Origin of the sequence: Desulfopila sp. IMCC35006 (genome assembly GCF_005116645.1) — a bacterium.
Taxonomy (GTDB): Bacteria; Desulfobacterota; Desulfobulbia; order Desulfobulbales; family Desulfocapsaceae; genus Desulforhopalus_A.
In genome coordinates, this window is sequence record NZ_SWCM01000019.1 from 62,414 (window position 1) to 76,857 (window position 14,444).

Sequence of the window (14,444 nt, forward strand, 5' to 3'; positions counted from 1 at the left end):
ACCGGTTGTCAGTTGATGGCAGGCTTAAATGTGCTGAGTAGATCCCCGTGCAAATCGATCAGCTGGGGTGGCGGGGGCCGGCTCGAAACAACAGGTTCGTCCAAATTCATATACGATGACAATCTTTTTTGTAATTTATTTATTCTTAAGTATACTCAGAGAAGACGAACAACAAGTGAACTGTACCCGCCCGTTATTATTCGTATAGAGGAGAACGACCGTGTTTAACGGCAGAGACTATCCCACTGTATCTGATAACACGTTTCGTGAGAGAGTACAGCATCGTATTCTGGTGATCGAAGATCAACCTGACATTCGAGGCTTGCTCGCCAACTACCTGCAGATCAACGGTTATGAAACGAAAACTGCCGAGAACGGTCTCGACGGATTGTTTCTTCTGGAGCAATGGCCAGCGGATCTGGTAACCGTTGATCTTGACATGCCTATCATGAACGGCCATGACTTCATTGAAAAAGCCGCACAGAGATGGCCGGATTTGCCAATAATCGTTGTCTCCGGGATCGGAGGTGTAAATCAGGCGGTTGAGGCATTGCGAATAGGCGCCCGCGACTTTATTACTAAACCGATCGAGAACTTTTCCCTGGTCAATAATACCATTGAAAAAGCCCTTGAGGCGGCAGAACTCATCAGGCAAAATCGGGATTATCAACAGAATCTTGAAAAAAAGGTCGAGCAGCGTACCAGAGAACTGGAAGAGACCAAGCGTCAGCTGCTGTACAGCCTCGGCAAATCAGCAGAGTACCGGGATAACGAAACAGGAAGGCACGTTATTCGGGTGGGAAAGATTTGTGCTCTTCTGGCCAGAGCCGCCGGCCTGAACGATTCTCTGGCCAACACTTTTGCCGAAGCGGCACCTCTGCACGATATTGGTAAAATCGGCATATCCGACACCATTCTCCTTAAGCCGGGAAAACTGACGGCGGAAGAACGGGCTATAATGCAGAATCACTGCGAAATAGGCTGCGATATCCTGCGGCATTATTCTTCGGCAAAAGTGTATGAACGTTTCGAATTTACTGATATAATCCGTATGGCTGACGACATAGGTGCCCTCTCTTTGCTGGAAATGGCGATGGTTATCGCCCTTTGTCACCACGAGCGCTGGGACGGTGACGGCTATCCCTGCGGCCTGAAGGCGACCGAGATTCCTCTTATCGCCCGAATTGTTGCGGTAGTCGATGTCTATGATGCTCTCGGAAGTGAGCGGCCCTATAAAAAAGCTCTAGCTGAAGAAGTGTGCCAGGCTATTCTGCTGGAAGGGAGAGGGAGTCATTTTGATCCGGAGATCATTGACATTTTCTTCTCCAATATACAAGATATTCTTGCTATTAAAAAGGAATGGACGGACTGATTCTACTCCTCAAGTTTTATCCTATGTAACCTCTCTTTTTGAATCTTCGGGAAATCCTGCAAGATGCTGCAATCGTAATGGTGCAAATTTTACGATTCCGTGATGCTTCTCTATGAAAAAAAAGATTGCCTTACTTGCGCTTCTTGCCGCATTCCCGCCACTTTCGACGGACATGTATCTGGCAGCTATTCCGCTTCTGGTGCAATCCTGGCAGCAACCGCTGGCTGTTGTCAATCTGACGCTGATTGGATTTTTCGTAACCTATTGCGGCTTTCTCCTGTTTTATGGACCTCTGTCCGATCGTTACGGCAGGCGCCCGCCATTGCTCGCCGGTATTGGATTATATATCTTCGCCAGCCTGCTTTGCGCGCTCGCGGATAATGTCTTCCTGCTGATAGTCGGGCGAATCCTCCAGGGCGCTGGTGCGGCAAGTGCCTCCGCCATTTCCTTTGCCATCTGCAAGGACCTGTTTGAAGGGAGCCTCCGGCAGCGCGTTTTCCTCCAGCTTGGCGTGATTGTTGCGGCAGCGCCAATGCTGGCGCCCATTATCGGCGGCTGGATTATCGTTTCGTTGTCCTGGCACTGGGTTTTTGTGCTGCAGGCGATGATGGGCACGATTGCCGCAACCGGGGTCTGGTGCATGCATGAAACCCTGGAGAAACCGAGTACGGATAATCTGCGGCGGGTGTTCAAGAGTTATGTGCGGCTGCTTGGTAACAAACAGTTTTTTCTGCTGACCGTGGCTCTTGCTATACTTGGCACTCCCTTTTTTGCGTTTATTGCGGTCTCGTCCGATATCTATATCAATCTCTTTGGCTATTCCGCCCGGGAGTATGGTTTTTTCTTTGCGGGTAATGCCTCGGCTTTTATGCTCGCCCCCTTGGTGTTCTCCAGAACTGCCCGTCATCTGCCTCTTACCCTGCTGCTTCCTGTCAGTTACCTGGGGGTGCTGCTCGCATCTTTTCTACTGCTGTTTGCCGATACGTCACATGCTTTCACCCTGGCAGTACCGATGTGGTTTCTCACGTTCTTTTTCGCCTTTGGCAGACCGCCGGGCAACAATCTTATTCTGGAGCAGGTGGATGAGGACGTCGGTGCTGCGTCATCCTTAATGGTGTTTGTTTTTTTTGTAACGGGTTCCTGCTCGATGTGGTTTATCTCTCTTGGCTGGCAGAACACTGTGCTGGTTATGGGCGTGCTTGGTGTGTGTTCGGCCGGCCTGACCCTGGCAGGATGGTTCGCTATTCAATACCTGCTGACCTTACGAATCCCATAAGAAGTTTCTCGATGCTCAGTTCTGGCCGCGCCAGCTTATGTGTCGGGGGGAATCGTTCTCCGCGGTACGACCAGGTTGCCGACCGAGACCTGGACGATATCTCCGTTCTGGTTCAGTGTTGTCGTGCGCGCCTTAACCATTCCCTGCTGTGGTCGAGATTTTGATGGGCGTACTGCAAGAATTTCGAACTCGACCCGTAATTTGTCTCCGGGCCGAACCGGCCTGGGCCAACGCAGCTCTTCAAATCCTGCACCGATGATGCCCCCAGCCGGTTTGAATGGACCTTCGACCAGAAGCCGCATGGTCAGTGCCGCGGTGTGCCAGCCACTTGCGGCAAGCCCTCGGAAAAAGGTGCATCGTGCGGCCTCCTCGCTCAGGTGAAATGGCTGTGGATCGAACTCGGCGGCAAATTTCTTGATCTGGTCGGCCTCGACCGTCAGCGTTCCGGATTGGAAAATCTGACCCGCATGAAGATCTTCTAAATAGAACACCTGCATTGTAAAATCTCCCATCTGTAAAACGTTCAAGTCTGAAAAGAAAACAGGAAAATCCGTTGTGCCGGCTTGGAGCACACGGAGTTTCATGGATATACTGCAGTTGTTGACATCCATATGGATTTGGCTAGTATATGGTCGTACCTGCAGATGTCAATAAGCAGGACAATACTCTGTCGAGGTAGCGCATTATCGACTGGGCTTTCATAATGATCCGTTGTGAAAAAAAATGTCAGCATCAATAATTCATGAGAGAGGAACACTATGCCGGTTTTATTTGAACCCACAGCGATAAACGGTATGCAGATGAAAAACCGTTTTGTACGATCGGCTACCTACGAAGCAATGGCTGCAAAGGACGGTACCGTAACAGACCAGCTTCTGGCAACCATGGCGGAACTTGCCAGCGGAGGTGTAGGGCTGATCATGACCGGCCACAGTAATGTTACAAGAGAAGGACAGGCGGGTGGTCGGCAGATGGGTATCTATGCCGATACCATGATTGATGGCTTGAAAAAGCTGACTGCAACTGTGCATGAAAATGGCGGCGTTGTCGCCGTACAGCTTGCCCACGCCGGGTTGCGGAGCATAGGCACGGGGGAATATGGCCCGCTTGGACCTTGTAACATCTTTGAAGACGGTGTTAAAAAAGTCTCGGCCATGACCGAAAGCGATATAAAAAGAACTATCAGCGCTTTTGGTGATGCGGCTGAAAGGGCGGTTAAATGTGGCTTTGATGCGGTCCAGATCCACGCAGCCCACGGATATTTGCTGAGTCAGTTCCTCGCTCCCTGCAGCAATAAGCGATCGGACAACTATGGCGGCAAGCTGGAAAACCGCGCCAGATTTCTTGTTGAAGTCTACCGGGAAATTAGGCGAAAAGTGGGGCCATCGTGTCCGGTTATGGCCAAAATCAACTCCGAGGATTTTCTGGAGGAAGGGTTTACGGTCGAAGAGATGATCGAGGTTGCCCGTATGCTTGAAAAACTTGGCCTGGATGCCATTGAAATGAGTGGCGGCACCTTTGCCTCCGGTCCTTTTATCCCGTCGAGAATAGGGACTTCCACTGCAGAGGCAAAAGAGGTTTATTATAGAGAGGCGGCCCGCGCCTTTAAAAAGGAAATCACCATACCGCTTATTCTGGTCGGTGGGTTCCTCTCTTTTGCCAGTGCTGAGGGTGTCGTGACGACAGGTCTTGCCGATTATGTGGCGCTTTCTCGGCCTCTTGTCAGGGAGCCGCATCTGATTCAAAGGTGGGAGCATGGGGACAGGACAAAGGCCTCATGCATCTCCTGCAACAAGTGTTTTGCAACCCTCTTTACTGAAGAGGCGTTACATTGTGCGGCTGAAAAAAGATAACTTCCGGCTGGAAAACAATAAGCGGATGACCCCTCTGATCCGTGGGTGTTAGCCTGTGCTGCAGTGACTCTCAATGCACCGAAGACCAAAAAAAATCGGGCAGAAAATACAAATTACGTAAATTCTACCCGATTGGGGGGGCTTCTTTGAGTTCTCTTGGGAACATCCTATATAAAGCAAGCTTCGTGCCAGGGAGACTTTGCCTCAATTATTTATGTTTTTCCCTTATTTCAGGAGGTTGAGGAGGCTTGTTTCCATCGCGCACAATCCACCGGCTTTTCCGTTACGTAATTAGAACTTGTATTTCGAAAATGTAATGTGATAATCCATTCTGGTAACTGGTGCAGTGCATGACAAGCACTGCAGGAACTTCCCGGTTACACCTGTCAGGCCAAGGTATCCAAGGCTGCTCGTATCTGCTCATATCTGTTGAGTTTTAGAAGCCAGCGGGAAGGAATTTTATCCAGGCCATGGTAAGCACCGAGAATCATGCCGACAACCATGCCGCGGGCCGCAGAGTCGCCTCCGGCCATGACTGTCTCGATCAAAGCCTCTACCAGGTTGTCTTCATGCTGTAAAACTGTATATACCGCTCCGGGAAGAGCCGCTTTAATTGCGCACATCTGGCCAAAAGCTTTGATTTGCTGACGGGGAGCGGTATCTGCCGGCTCAAGACATTTCTGCAGGCGCAGATCCAGTTCCATGCTCTCTGTCGATTGGTTGATTGCCTGGCTGAAGGCCTCTTTCGGGGTGGCTCCGTGCAAAATCGAGTAACAGCTCCTGGCCAGGAAAAGGGCGCCGCCGATAACCCCTGGGCCACAATGCGTAAGGGATGTAAAGGCGGTGACGGCATCAAGCAGGCCGGCTAAATTTTCTCTATAACAGTAGATAAGTGGTGCGATTTGCGCAGGGCCGCCAAGATCGGTAGAATCGGAACCGCAGCTGGTACGTTCCTTGCCGTCGGTGAGGTTCTGCAGCGTCTTTTGCATGGCATGGTCTTTATATCCTTGATATTTAGTGATAAAAGACTGCCAGGCCAGGCCGTATGCATCTCTGTCGAAATTGCCACCGTGGGTCGCAAGATATGCAAGCAGATGATAACTCTGATCTCCGTAATGGGTGAAATCGCCTGATTTTTTAGTTGGGTGATAGCTCCCTTCCTGGGGAGCGAGAAGCGTTGTAATCCTGCCGAATTGCTGATCGATTTTTTGGGTATCATATATCCAGTGGCTCCCCAGGGCGAAAGAATCAGCCGTAAAAGCAGCCAGGACCATGGCTTGAGCATGTTTTTGCATAACGTAACCCCCCTTCTGGTATTTGCAGCAGTCGATGTTCGGTTACAAAATGAGCACTTCCGTTCTTTGTCTTTCCATAACAAAGGTATAAATGAAGTGCCGATCTGTCAAAAGCGAAGGGCAACAAACCAGAAGAGAGCGAGATTAAACGGTGCGGATCAGGACGCCGTCCTGCAGGGTAAGACAGTGATCCATCCGGTCGGCGAGGTTGATATTGTGGGTGACCATTATGGTCGAAAGCCGGCGGTCACGACAGAGGTCGTGGAGCAGTTCAAAGACAAGCTCACCTGCCCTGGCGTCGAGGTTGCCGGTTGGTTCGTCGGCCAGTAACAGGGTCGGGTTCATGACGAGAGCCCTGGCCAGCGCTGCTCTCTGTTGTTCGCCGCCGGAGAGGTTGCCGACCTTGTGATGCAGCCGATGACCAAGTTCGACGCGCTGCAGGAGCTGTCGGGCCGGTTCGATGACATCCTTCTTGTTTCGGCCATGAATCAGTGCCGGCATCATCACGTTTTCCAGGGTGGTAAAGTCGGGGAGCAGGTGGTGAAACTGGAAGATGAAGCCAACCGATGCATTACGAAATGCGGCCAGCTCTTTGGCACTTTTTTTCAAGAGCGGTTTCTCCCGATAGAAAAGTTCTCCGCCGGAAGGCTGGTCAAGCGTGCCAAGAATCTGCAGCAGAGTCGTCTTTCCCGAACCCGAGGCGCCGATGATAGCAGTCATTTCCCCCGGCTCGACCGAGAGACTGACATCTCGTAATACGGTCAGCGCGGTTTCACCGCTGCCGTAGATTTTGGTGATATGTGCTGCACGAAACAGAGCCATCAGGAGAGTACCTCGGCCGGATGGACGGTAGAGGCCTTCCACGACGGATAAAGAGTCGCCAGCAGGGTGATGACGATGGAGCTGACGGCAATTATCGTCACATCCAGCGGCAGCACCTTGATCGGCAGGGTAGTCATAGGGTAGACGTTGGACGGCAGCTCGATAAAATGATAACGCGACAACAGTTCGCACAGGCCGAGCCCGCCGGCAACCCCGATGGTTGTCCCGGCAATGGCAATGACCAGCCCCTGCAGGAAAAAGATCTTCATGATCGAGCCGGAAGTTGCGCCCATGGATTTAAGGATGGCTATATCCTTGCTTTTTTCCATGACCACCATAACCAGGGCGCTGATAATGTTCAGTGCCGCCACCAGGATAATCAGAGCCATAGCAATGAACATACCTATTTTTTCCAGTTTGAAGGCGGCGAACAGGTTGCTGTTCATCGTCATCCAGTCTTTGGCGATAAATCCGGAGCCGAGCTTATCGGCAATCTGCCTGGCGATCTTATCGGCATCGCCGAGGGCACTTTTCTTGACCGAGACTTCGATGCCATGGGCTACGTCGCCCAGGCCCAGAAAATTCTGGACGTTGGTAAGTGACATATAGGCAAGCGTCGAATCATACTCCAGCATGCCGGTCTCAAAAATTCCCGCTACCCGGCAGGTCTTCACCTTGGGGATGATACCCATGGGAGTGAGAGGGCCGGACGGCGAAATGAGCCGCACCCGGTCATCCACTCCAACGCGGAGGTCGGCGGCCAGATTTTTACCGAGGATAATATTTGGAACCCGCACATCCCCGGCCTGGTCCAGATCTTTGATTGACCCCTTGATCATCTGTCTGGCAAGACCGACGACGTTTTCAGCAGTGGCCGGATCCATGCCCCTGAGAACAACACCATTGCCTCCGGCGGCGCCGCTCAAGAGGGTCTGGGCGTAGAGGTAGGGCGTGGCGCCGGTGACCTCTTTGACGGTCAGGATCCGTTCCCTGGCCAGTTTGTAATCATTGATTGGCCCATTGAGGTGCTGGACAATGATATGCGAATTGACCCCCAGGATCTGATCGCGCAGGCCATCGGTAAAGCCGGAGTAGACGGCCAGAACGACAATGAGGGCTATGACGCCTACCGTGATCCCTGCAACAGAGATAAACGAGATGAGCGAGATAAAACCATGCTTATGTTTCGCCCGGAGATATCTCAGGCCGACAAACCATTCAAACATATATATTATGACTCGGGGTAGACGGTGTTAGAGGTTACTCCTCTTTTTCCTGCTTCTTCGTCTCGGGTTTGAGGTGCGGAAACAGGATGACATCACGGATGGACGGTGCGTCGGTCAAGAGCATCACCAGTCGGTCGATACCAATGCCCTCACCGGCGGCAGAAGGCATGCCGTACTCGAGGGCGCGGATATAATCGGCATCAAGCTCGGGATATATTTCATCATCATCGCCGCGATCGGCGATCTGTTTTTCAAACCGCCCGAGTTGATCGACCGGATCGTTTAATTCACTGAACCCGTTGGCCAGTTCCCGACCGGTGATAAAGAGTTCAAACCGATCGGTAACTGTCGGATCCAGTTCGTTTCTTCTGGCCAACGGCGAGACTTCGGTTGGATAAGAGGTGATAAAGGTCGGATTGATCAGCTTTTCTTCGACCAGCAGCTCGAACAGTTCGGTTTTGGCCTTGCCGGCGCCGGCCTGTTCTTCGAGTTTAATGCCTTTTTCCCCGGCAAGAGCGACAATTTTGGCGCTGTCGGCCAGGGTCTCTGCATCGATTCCAGCGACCTCCATCAGGGCCTGGTCCATGGTCAGTGTCTTCCATGGCGGGCTGAGATCGACTTCAGTACCCTGATACGTGATTTTCATCGTGCCGTTCACCTGCTGGCAGATGGAGGAGATCATCTCTTCGGTCAGCGTTATTAAATCTTCATAGGTGGCGTAGGCTTGGTAGAACTCAAGCATGGTGAATTCAGGGTTATGACGGGTGGATAACCCTTCATTGCGAAAATTCCGGTTAATTTCGAACACCCGCTCAAAACCACCGACCAGCAGCCGCTTAAGATATAATTCCGGGGCAATCCGGAGATAGAGATCCATGTTCAGGGCATTATGATAGGTTTGAAACGGTTTGGCCGTGGCCCCGCCGGGAATGGGCTGCATCATCGGCGTTTCAACTTCCATGAAATTAAGGCCGTTCAGGTAATTGCGGACCAGCCGGATGATTTCCACCCGTTTTCTGAATATTTCCCGGGAGTCGGGATTGACGATCAGATCGACATAACGCTGGCGGTAGCGGGTCTCGACGTCAGAAAGACCATGCCATTTATCCGGCAGGGGACGAAGGGATTTGGAAATCATGGTTATCTGTCTGGCCTGTACCGACAGTTCACCAACCTTCGTTTTAAAAAGGGTGCCTTCGACCCCGATGATATCGCCAATATCCCATTTTTTGAAGGTTTCGAAGACCTCATCGCCAAGAATATCTTTCTTGATGTACAACTGGATCTGGCCGGTTTTATCGGTAAGCGTGCAGAAAGCCGCCTTGCCGAATTTACGCATGGCGATGATTCGTCCGGCGACCGAATATATGGCACCGCCCGGCTCTGCTTCCTGTGGTTCGAGGCTGTCTGCTTTTGGCAGGAGCTCCTGGACTGCATTGGCCGGTTTGAAATTATTACTGTATAATTTGACACCCAGTTCTGCCAGGGATTCTGCTTTTTCTCTACGCTGGGCGAGGGTTTGGTTTTCTTCACTCATGATAAATGCTCATTAAAGAAGGGGGAAAGCTACAAAAAAAAGCGGCAGAGATCTGCCGCTTGTTCGTCAATTAAAACAACTGACCCCGCCCAAAAAACTTTGCGGGAGTCTTTTCAATGCCCCTTGCGGGTACTCTGTTCAGTACCCCCTTTGAAGGGGATACATTTCTTCACAAAATAATTATCTTGTAAAAAATACAAGAAAATTATTTCTAAGTCACCAGACAGAATTACCGGGAAATGGTCGCTTTGTCAAATATTTTCCCCGGGACTGGGTTGGCAGGCGAGGTGGGGATATCCGATCCGGGCTGATTGGTATGTCACCGGCAAAGGGATGTGCTCTACACAGACAGTCGTCTTCGGGTTTGTTCTCGTATTGTGCCGTGAATGACGTTATCTTGTGGACGTCCCAGGCTGCATTGAATATTTTGTGATAACCCCTCAAGCTCAGCCTGTCGGAAGGGAAGGGTGTGGACGGCTGCAGCGAAGCCCCCAGGGATGGGTTTACTGCGCCCCGTTAAACGAACAGTCCACACCCTGGTTCAGTAGCTGAACATTAGGGGCAATCAGATTGAAGATTATACAAAAGCATATGGAAAAGACATGAAGGTCCCTCCTCTCCAGGCACTTTTTTTTGATTTTGACGGCGTGTTAGTCGATTCAAATTCTCCCAAGACCGATGCTTTCCGGACTCTGTTTGCAGGTTATGGCGAAGAAACAGTAGCGGAGATAGTCGCCTATCATAAACGACACGGCGGTATCAGCAGGGTAAAAAAAATAGAGTATGCGCATCAGCATATTATCAAGCAGCCATTGACTGATGCGGAACTCATGTGCTGGGCGACCGCCTATTCCGACCTGGTCGTTAACCAGGTTATCGATGTGCCCTGGATTGATGGCGCTAAAGAGTTTCTTGACAGCACCCTGGGTTGTCTGCCAGTATTTGTTATCTCCGGCACACCTGAGGAGGAGCTGAAATATATAATCACAAGGCGGAATATGGCCGGCTATTTTCAGAGAATTCTTGGTTCACCAAAGAGTAAACCCGAGCATATCCGCAACCTTCTTGCCAGTTTTAAGCTCACGGCGGAGAACTGTGTTTTTATAGGTGACGCCTTGACGGATTATAATGCGGCCAGAGAAACAGGACTGCACTTTGTCGGTATTCAGGGCGAAATAGCTTTCCCGGAAAAAACGACTGTGCTCCCTGATTGTCGGGGCTTAAACGGAGTACTTGCCGACCATTTTATCTGGTGAACTGTCTCATAAAAAATGTATTGCATTGGCTCTGCTTCGTTGCCTCTACCGTTAAGCCGGCTCAATCTTAAGGCGGCTGAATCGTGAGAATCCTGCGGGATAAGCAACGGCTACCACTTCTAACATATTAATTATCCAGGAGGTGAATCATGAGATTGATACTGGTTGTGATCTCTCTAATAACGATTTTTCTTGCAGGGCAGGTCAGTGCGGCAAATCGGGCCCAAAAGGCGCAGGTTGCCAAGGACAAGGCTGAGGTACTTGAGCAGAACGCCGCTCCCGAAGGGAGCAAGGCGGTGCCTTCCCCTGGCGAGAGAATCACCAAACCCGAGGCGCAGGCCGTCGATCCGAGGGGCGAAAAAACATTGGATGATGCAATCACCTGCCTGGCCCGCACCATTTACTGGGAAGCCAGGGGCGAAGAAATCGCCGGCATGGAAGCAATCGCCAACGTTGTAATGAACCGGCTGGGTATCGAAGGTTTTCCTAACACGATCTGCGAAGTTGTCATGCAGGGACAAGAACAGGGGGCCTGCCAGTTTTCCTGGTGGTGCGATGGCCAGTCGGACGATGCGCAGGAGGCGAAATCCTATGCCATTGCCAAGGAAATAGCCCGCAAAGCGCTTAATAGGCAGCTTCCGGACCGATCCCGAGGGGCATTATTTTTCAGTCACCGGAGCACTGTGCCAAATTGGGCTACGGAGTATGTCAAAACAGCTGAAGTTGGCGATCATGTCTTCTACAGACCGCAAAAAGATATCGAGTAAAAATTGCCTGCAGATCGCTTTGAAGGGGATTTTTAAACGATATAATCTTCAGCATGTCTAAAAAAGTTCATCCTCTACTTATCGAGCTCATACAGGGTGCACCTGCACCTCCTTGACCCCGGGTGTCTGTAAAGCCATGACTTTGATTTTTTCGGCAAGCTCCGGCTCGACGTTCTGGTTGAACTGCGCTTCGATAGTGACCACTTGATTTTCGGCACGAATACTGATTCTGGGGCAATCGTCCACCAGCCTGGCTTTAACCTGAGCAGCCAACAGGAGGTCATTCAGGACCTGCTGCGAGGCATGAGTCGCTTTGAATTGTTGCTGTTGCACGGTTTGACAAATGAAGTTGACCACATTGTCGACAGTGAGCCTGTGCACATGCAGCACAGCATCGTAGAGACTTGCATCCCAGGTATCAGCCCCGAAGAGCTGCTGGCTCCACTGTCGCCGCTCATGATCATCTCTTCGTAGTCTGCGCAAGGCTTCGTCTCGACTCACCTTGTCACGCTTCATCTCCAGTGCTGCCCGATCTTCCATATCCGCCAGGACGCGAATCTTGAGCACGTGAGATATCCCCTTGAGAAAAAACTGTCCTGCCAGGCCATGGTAGACGATATTGTCTCGATGCACGTGCTCGAGAAAGGCGGCGGTAATGTAGGCAAGATAACGCTCCTTGCCGTAGGTAAATCTCTCAAGAATGGAGGGGGCGTCATGCAGGGCCCGCCTGAGTTTTATCTCCGGGATGTTGAAGTGTTCTGAGGCCTCCAGGAGGACTTCTCGAGAAATACACTCGTAGCCCAATGTTTGGGCGACCCGCTCTGCTACTTCTTTGCCTTTACTGTAGGATCCGCGGGAAATAGTTATAATAGCCATGATAATCGCCTTTTCGGCGCCGTAGGACGATGCCGTCTGATAAACGTTTATTCTTAGGACATCTTTGCCAGGTACTAATCCCGCCCGGAACATTTACGATGGAAGAGCATACCCGTCAGCATGCCAACCGCCATGGCCAGCCCCACTGCCAAAAAACCATAGGATACCCCGTGTTTTTTAGCCATGGCATTGATGATAGCCGGCACCCCTTCCATTTTTACCTCGAACGAGGCAGTGCGCCGCTCCAGCACCACACCATCCTTGAGAACCCACAAAGCAACCTGATAGCTGCCGGGCTTTATCCTGGAAGGTAAATGAAAGTCGGCCTGTGTCTGCCATCGACTGGGACTTAATTGTTTGATTTTGAGCTCGCCGGGAAAGAGCTGGTACAGCTTATCGCGCTCCTTGAGCTGAATAAACTCTTTAAAGATAGTGGCGTCCTCAATCGGCTTGAGTCGACCGACGAACTGAGCCTGTTTTTCGAGGGCGTTATATCCCCAGGGGTAATTGCCGACGGTCAGCAGCACAGGATCGGTGCTGAAGGCGAGGTAGAGTATGGGCGCGTTGTAAATATCAATTTCCCCGGTGTTCATCCACAGGTCCCAGTGGCGTGACTTGCGCATCATTTCTTCCTCGATCTTTTTGCCAGACACAGACAGTACGGCCTGGCAACCCGGCGGCAGCTCGCTGGTGATATTCATCTGCGCCCCAGAGAAAAAGGAAGAAATCGTAATGACCTGCGGTTGCACAGTCACAGCACTGTCATCGGTTGCAGCAGGCGAAGTCATCGCCAGAATGTATGGAGTAATCAGAACCAATAAGACAAAATGGTAAGATATACTATCGCGGGACATTTTATTCACCCCCCTTGAAGTCGAGCATATAATGGGGGGTCAAGATCAGGCCGAGGAGGATTTTCACCATAACCGCCAGCACGATACAGGCCAGCAGGGTTTTAAGGTTGTCCGGCTTGAGCCGGTGGCTGGCGCGAGCCCCCAACTGCGCCCCGATACTCGAGCCGAGAAGCAGCAGGATAGCCAGTATTATGTCGACGGTGTGGTTGGAAGCCGACTGCATGACAGTGACCCCGGCACAGACGAAAACTTCCTGAAAAAGATTGGTACCGACCACCACATGCATTGGCATTTCCAGCACATAGCACATCAATGGAACCATTATAAAGCCCCCGCCCAGTCCCATGATGGCCGCCAGCATACCAACGAAACCACCGACGCATAAGGGAAGGACAGGTGACAGGGTTACGTTCGATTTGGCAAAGTGGACCTGCCAAGGCAGGGCGGACATGAGCTGGCGGAATCTTGTGGGAGGCCGGTCCGCGGCAGTATTATCTGCTCCCTCTCTTGCATTTTTACGGGATCGAACGGACTCTATCAGCATGTAAGTGCCGACCAGCGACAGCATTACCACGTAGGTCGCTTTAATGAAAAAATCCGCCTCGCCAAAACTGCGCAGAAACTTTATGATCTGCACACCTACTGTACCACCCAAAACACCGCCGATCAGGAGGATAGAGCCCATTTTCACATCGACGTTGCCCAGCCGGTAGTGCGTATAGGAACCCGAGGTAGTGGCAGCGACAATCTGGTTGGAATCGGAGGCAGCCGCTATGGTGGGGGGAATACCGGCCATGATTAAGATGGGAGTCATGAGGAAACCGCCTCCGACGCCGGTAAGGCCTGAAAGAAAGCCTACCGCCCCGCCAAAGCCGAGAAGCATGAAAATGTTAAGACTGTGTCCAGCAACGGGCAGGTAAAAACTCCAATACGCATCCATAGCGCCCCCTTTTCATGATAATGATGGTATTGCAGCCTTTCCCCAGTCGTAGAGAACTCATTGGTGTTGTCTGTAGAATTGTATATTCGGGCAGGCTTTCGGGGTCATCAAAAGGATAATTTTATTTTCACACAATAATGCATCAAAAGTACAAAGGAAAAGAAAATAACGCATGGTACAGAAGAGACTTTGGAAAGGTTGGCGCTGCGAAATTGTAATCTTATAGATTGATGGGTTTCTTAGCCCATGTTTAACAAGATCAGTGCAAAACCCATCTTTTTTTGCTCCCTTGCGCAAAAAATATTCAATAATTTCAAATTCAGTTGTGTTAGGATTCAATTGTAGTGCCATAATTACTCTTTGAGCTATT

The 14,444-nt window shown here is 51.1% G+C and carries 14 protein-coding genes; 5 read left to right on the forward strand and 9 right to left on the reverse strand.

All coding sequences use genetic code 11. The features are described 5' to 3' along the window. The first annotated feature begins 220 nt into the window (after positions 1 to 220). Positions 221 to 1,372 (forward strand): HD domain-containing phosphohydrolase, encoded by a 1,152-nt coding sequence (locus FCL47_RS21770; RefSeq protein ID WP_136815833.1) that lies wholly within the window; start codon positions 221 to 223, stop codon positions 1,370 to 1,372. Between the two features lie 112 nt (positions 1,373 to 1,484). Next, positions 1,485 to 2,648 carry an MFS transporter gene (locus FCL47_RS21775; RefSeq protein WP_136815834.1) on the forward strand — a complete coding sequence of 388 codons (1,164 nt, stop codon included), beginning with the start codon at positions 1,485 to 1,487 and terminating at the stop codon, positions 2,646 to 2,648. Between the two features lie 35 nt (positions 2,649 to 2,683). On the opposite strand, the gene FCL47_RS21780 is transcribed toward FCL47_RS21775, so the two are convergent. Next, positions 2,684 to 3,145, reverse strand: a complete 462-nt coding sequence (locus FCL47_RS21780) for a MaoC family dehydratase (RefSeq protein ID WP_136815835.1) — start codon at positions 3,143 to 3,145, stop codon at positions 2,684 to 2,686. Positions 3,146 to 3,406: 261 nt separating this feature from the next. Here FCL47_RS21780 and FCL47_RS21785 point away from each other — a divergent pair, with 261 nt between their 5' ends. Then, the gene (locus FCL47_RS21785; protein WP_136815836.1) at positions 3,407 to 4,501 is read left to right on the forward strand and encodes an NADH:flavin oxidoreductase; all 1,095 of its coding nucleotides are present in this window, start codon (positions 3,407 to 3,409) and stop codon (positions 4,499 to 4,501) included. A gap of 386 nt (positions 4,502 to 4,887) precedes the next feature. Here the strand turns inward: FCL47_RS21785 and FCL47_RS21790 are convergent, their stop codons facing one another. The 4 genes from FCL47_RS21790 to lysS form a co-directional block, all read right to left on the reverse strand. Further along, a complete protein-coding gene (locus tag FCL47_RS21790; protein ID WP_136815837.1) occupies positions 4,888 to 5,796 on the reverse strand; it encodes an ADP-ribosylglycohydrolase family protein in 909 nt (302 codons plus the stop codon). Positions 5,797 to 5,940: 144 nt separating this feature from the next. Next, entirely contained in the window at positions 5,941 to 6,621 is a 681-nt protein-coding gene (locus FCL47_RS21795; protein ID WP_370459588.1) for an ABC transporter ATP-binding protein, read from the reverse strand. After that, positions 6,618 to 7,844, reverse strand: a complete 1,227-nt coding sequence (locus tag FCL47_RS21800) for a lipoprotein-releasing ABC transporter permease subunit (protein WP_136815839.1) — start codon at positions 7,842 to 7,844, stop codon at positions 6,618 to 6,620. The genes FCL47_RS21795 and FCL47_RS21800 overlap by 4 nt, the downstream gene beginning before the upstream one ends. A gap of 34 nt (positions 7,845 to 7,878) precedes the next feature. Then, positions 7,879 to 9,381 (reverse strand): lysine--tRNA ligase, encoded by a 1,503-nt coding sequence (gene lysS, locus FCL47_RS21805; protein ID WP_136815840.1) that lies wholly within the window; start codon positions 9,379 to 9,381, stop codon positions 7,879 to 7,881. 602 nt (positions 9,382 to 9,983) lie between these two features. Between lysS and FCL47_RS21810 the strand changes: the two genes are divergently transcribed. Next, the gene (locus tag FCL47_RS21810) at positions 9,984 to 10,637 is read left to right on the forward strand and encodes an HAD family hydrolase (RefSeq protein ID WP_136815841.1); all 654 of its coding nucleotides are present in this window, start codon (positions 9,984 to 9,986) and stop codon (positions 10,635 to 10,637) included. Positions 10,638 to 10,786: 149 nt separating this feature from the next. Further along, positions 10,787 to 11,404 carry a cell wall hydrolase gene (locus FCL47_RS21815; RefSeq protein WP_136815842.1) on the forward strand — a complete coding sequence of 206 codons (618 nt, stop codon included), beginning with the start codon at positions 10,787 to 10,789 and terminating at the stop codon, positions 11,402 to 11,404. A gap of 87 nt (positions 11,405 to 11,491) precedes the next feature. Here the strand turns inward: FCL47_RS21815 and FCL47_RS21820 are convergent, their stop codons facing one another. The 4 genes from FCL47_RS21820 to FCL47_RS21835 all read right to left on the reverse strand — a co-directional run. Continuing rightward, entirely contained in the window at positions 11,492 to 12,280 is a 789-nt protein-coding gene (locus FCL47_RS21820) for an AAA family ATPase (RefSeq protein WP_136815843.1), read from the reverse strand. Between the two features lie 74 nt (positions 12,281 to 12,354). Further along, positions 12,355 to 13,134, reverse strand: a complete 780-nt coding sequence (locus FCL47_RS21825; protein WP_136815844.1) for a TIGR02186 family protein — start codon at positions 13,132 to 13,134, stop codon at positions 12,355 to 12,357. Between the two features lies 1 nt (position 13,135). After that, positions 13,136 to 14,074: a sulfite exporter TauE/SafE family protein gene (locus FCL47_RS21830; protein WP_136815845.1), complete on the reverse strand. Its 939-nt coding sequence runs from the start codon at positions 14,072 to 14,074 to the stop codon at positions 13,136 to 13,138. 57 nt (positions 14,075 to 14,131) lie between these two features. Beyond that, the coding region (locus FCL47_RS21835; protein WP_205747403.1) for a hypothetical protein at positions 14,132 to 14,444 on the reverse strand (313 nt) is incomplete at its 5' end.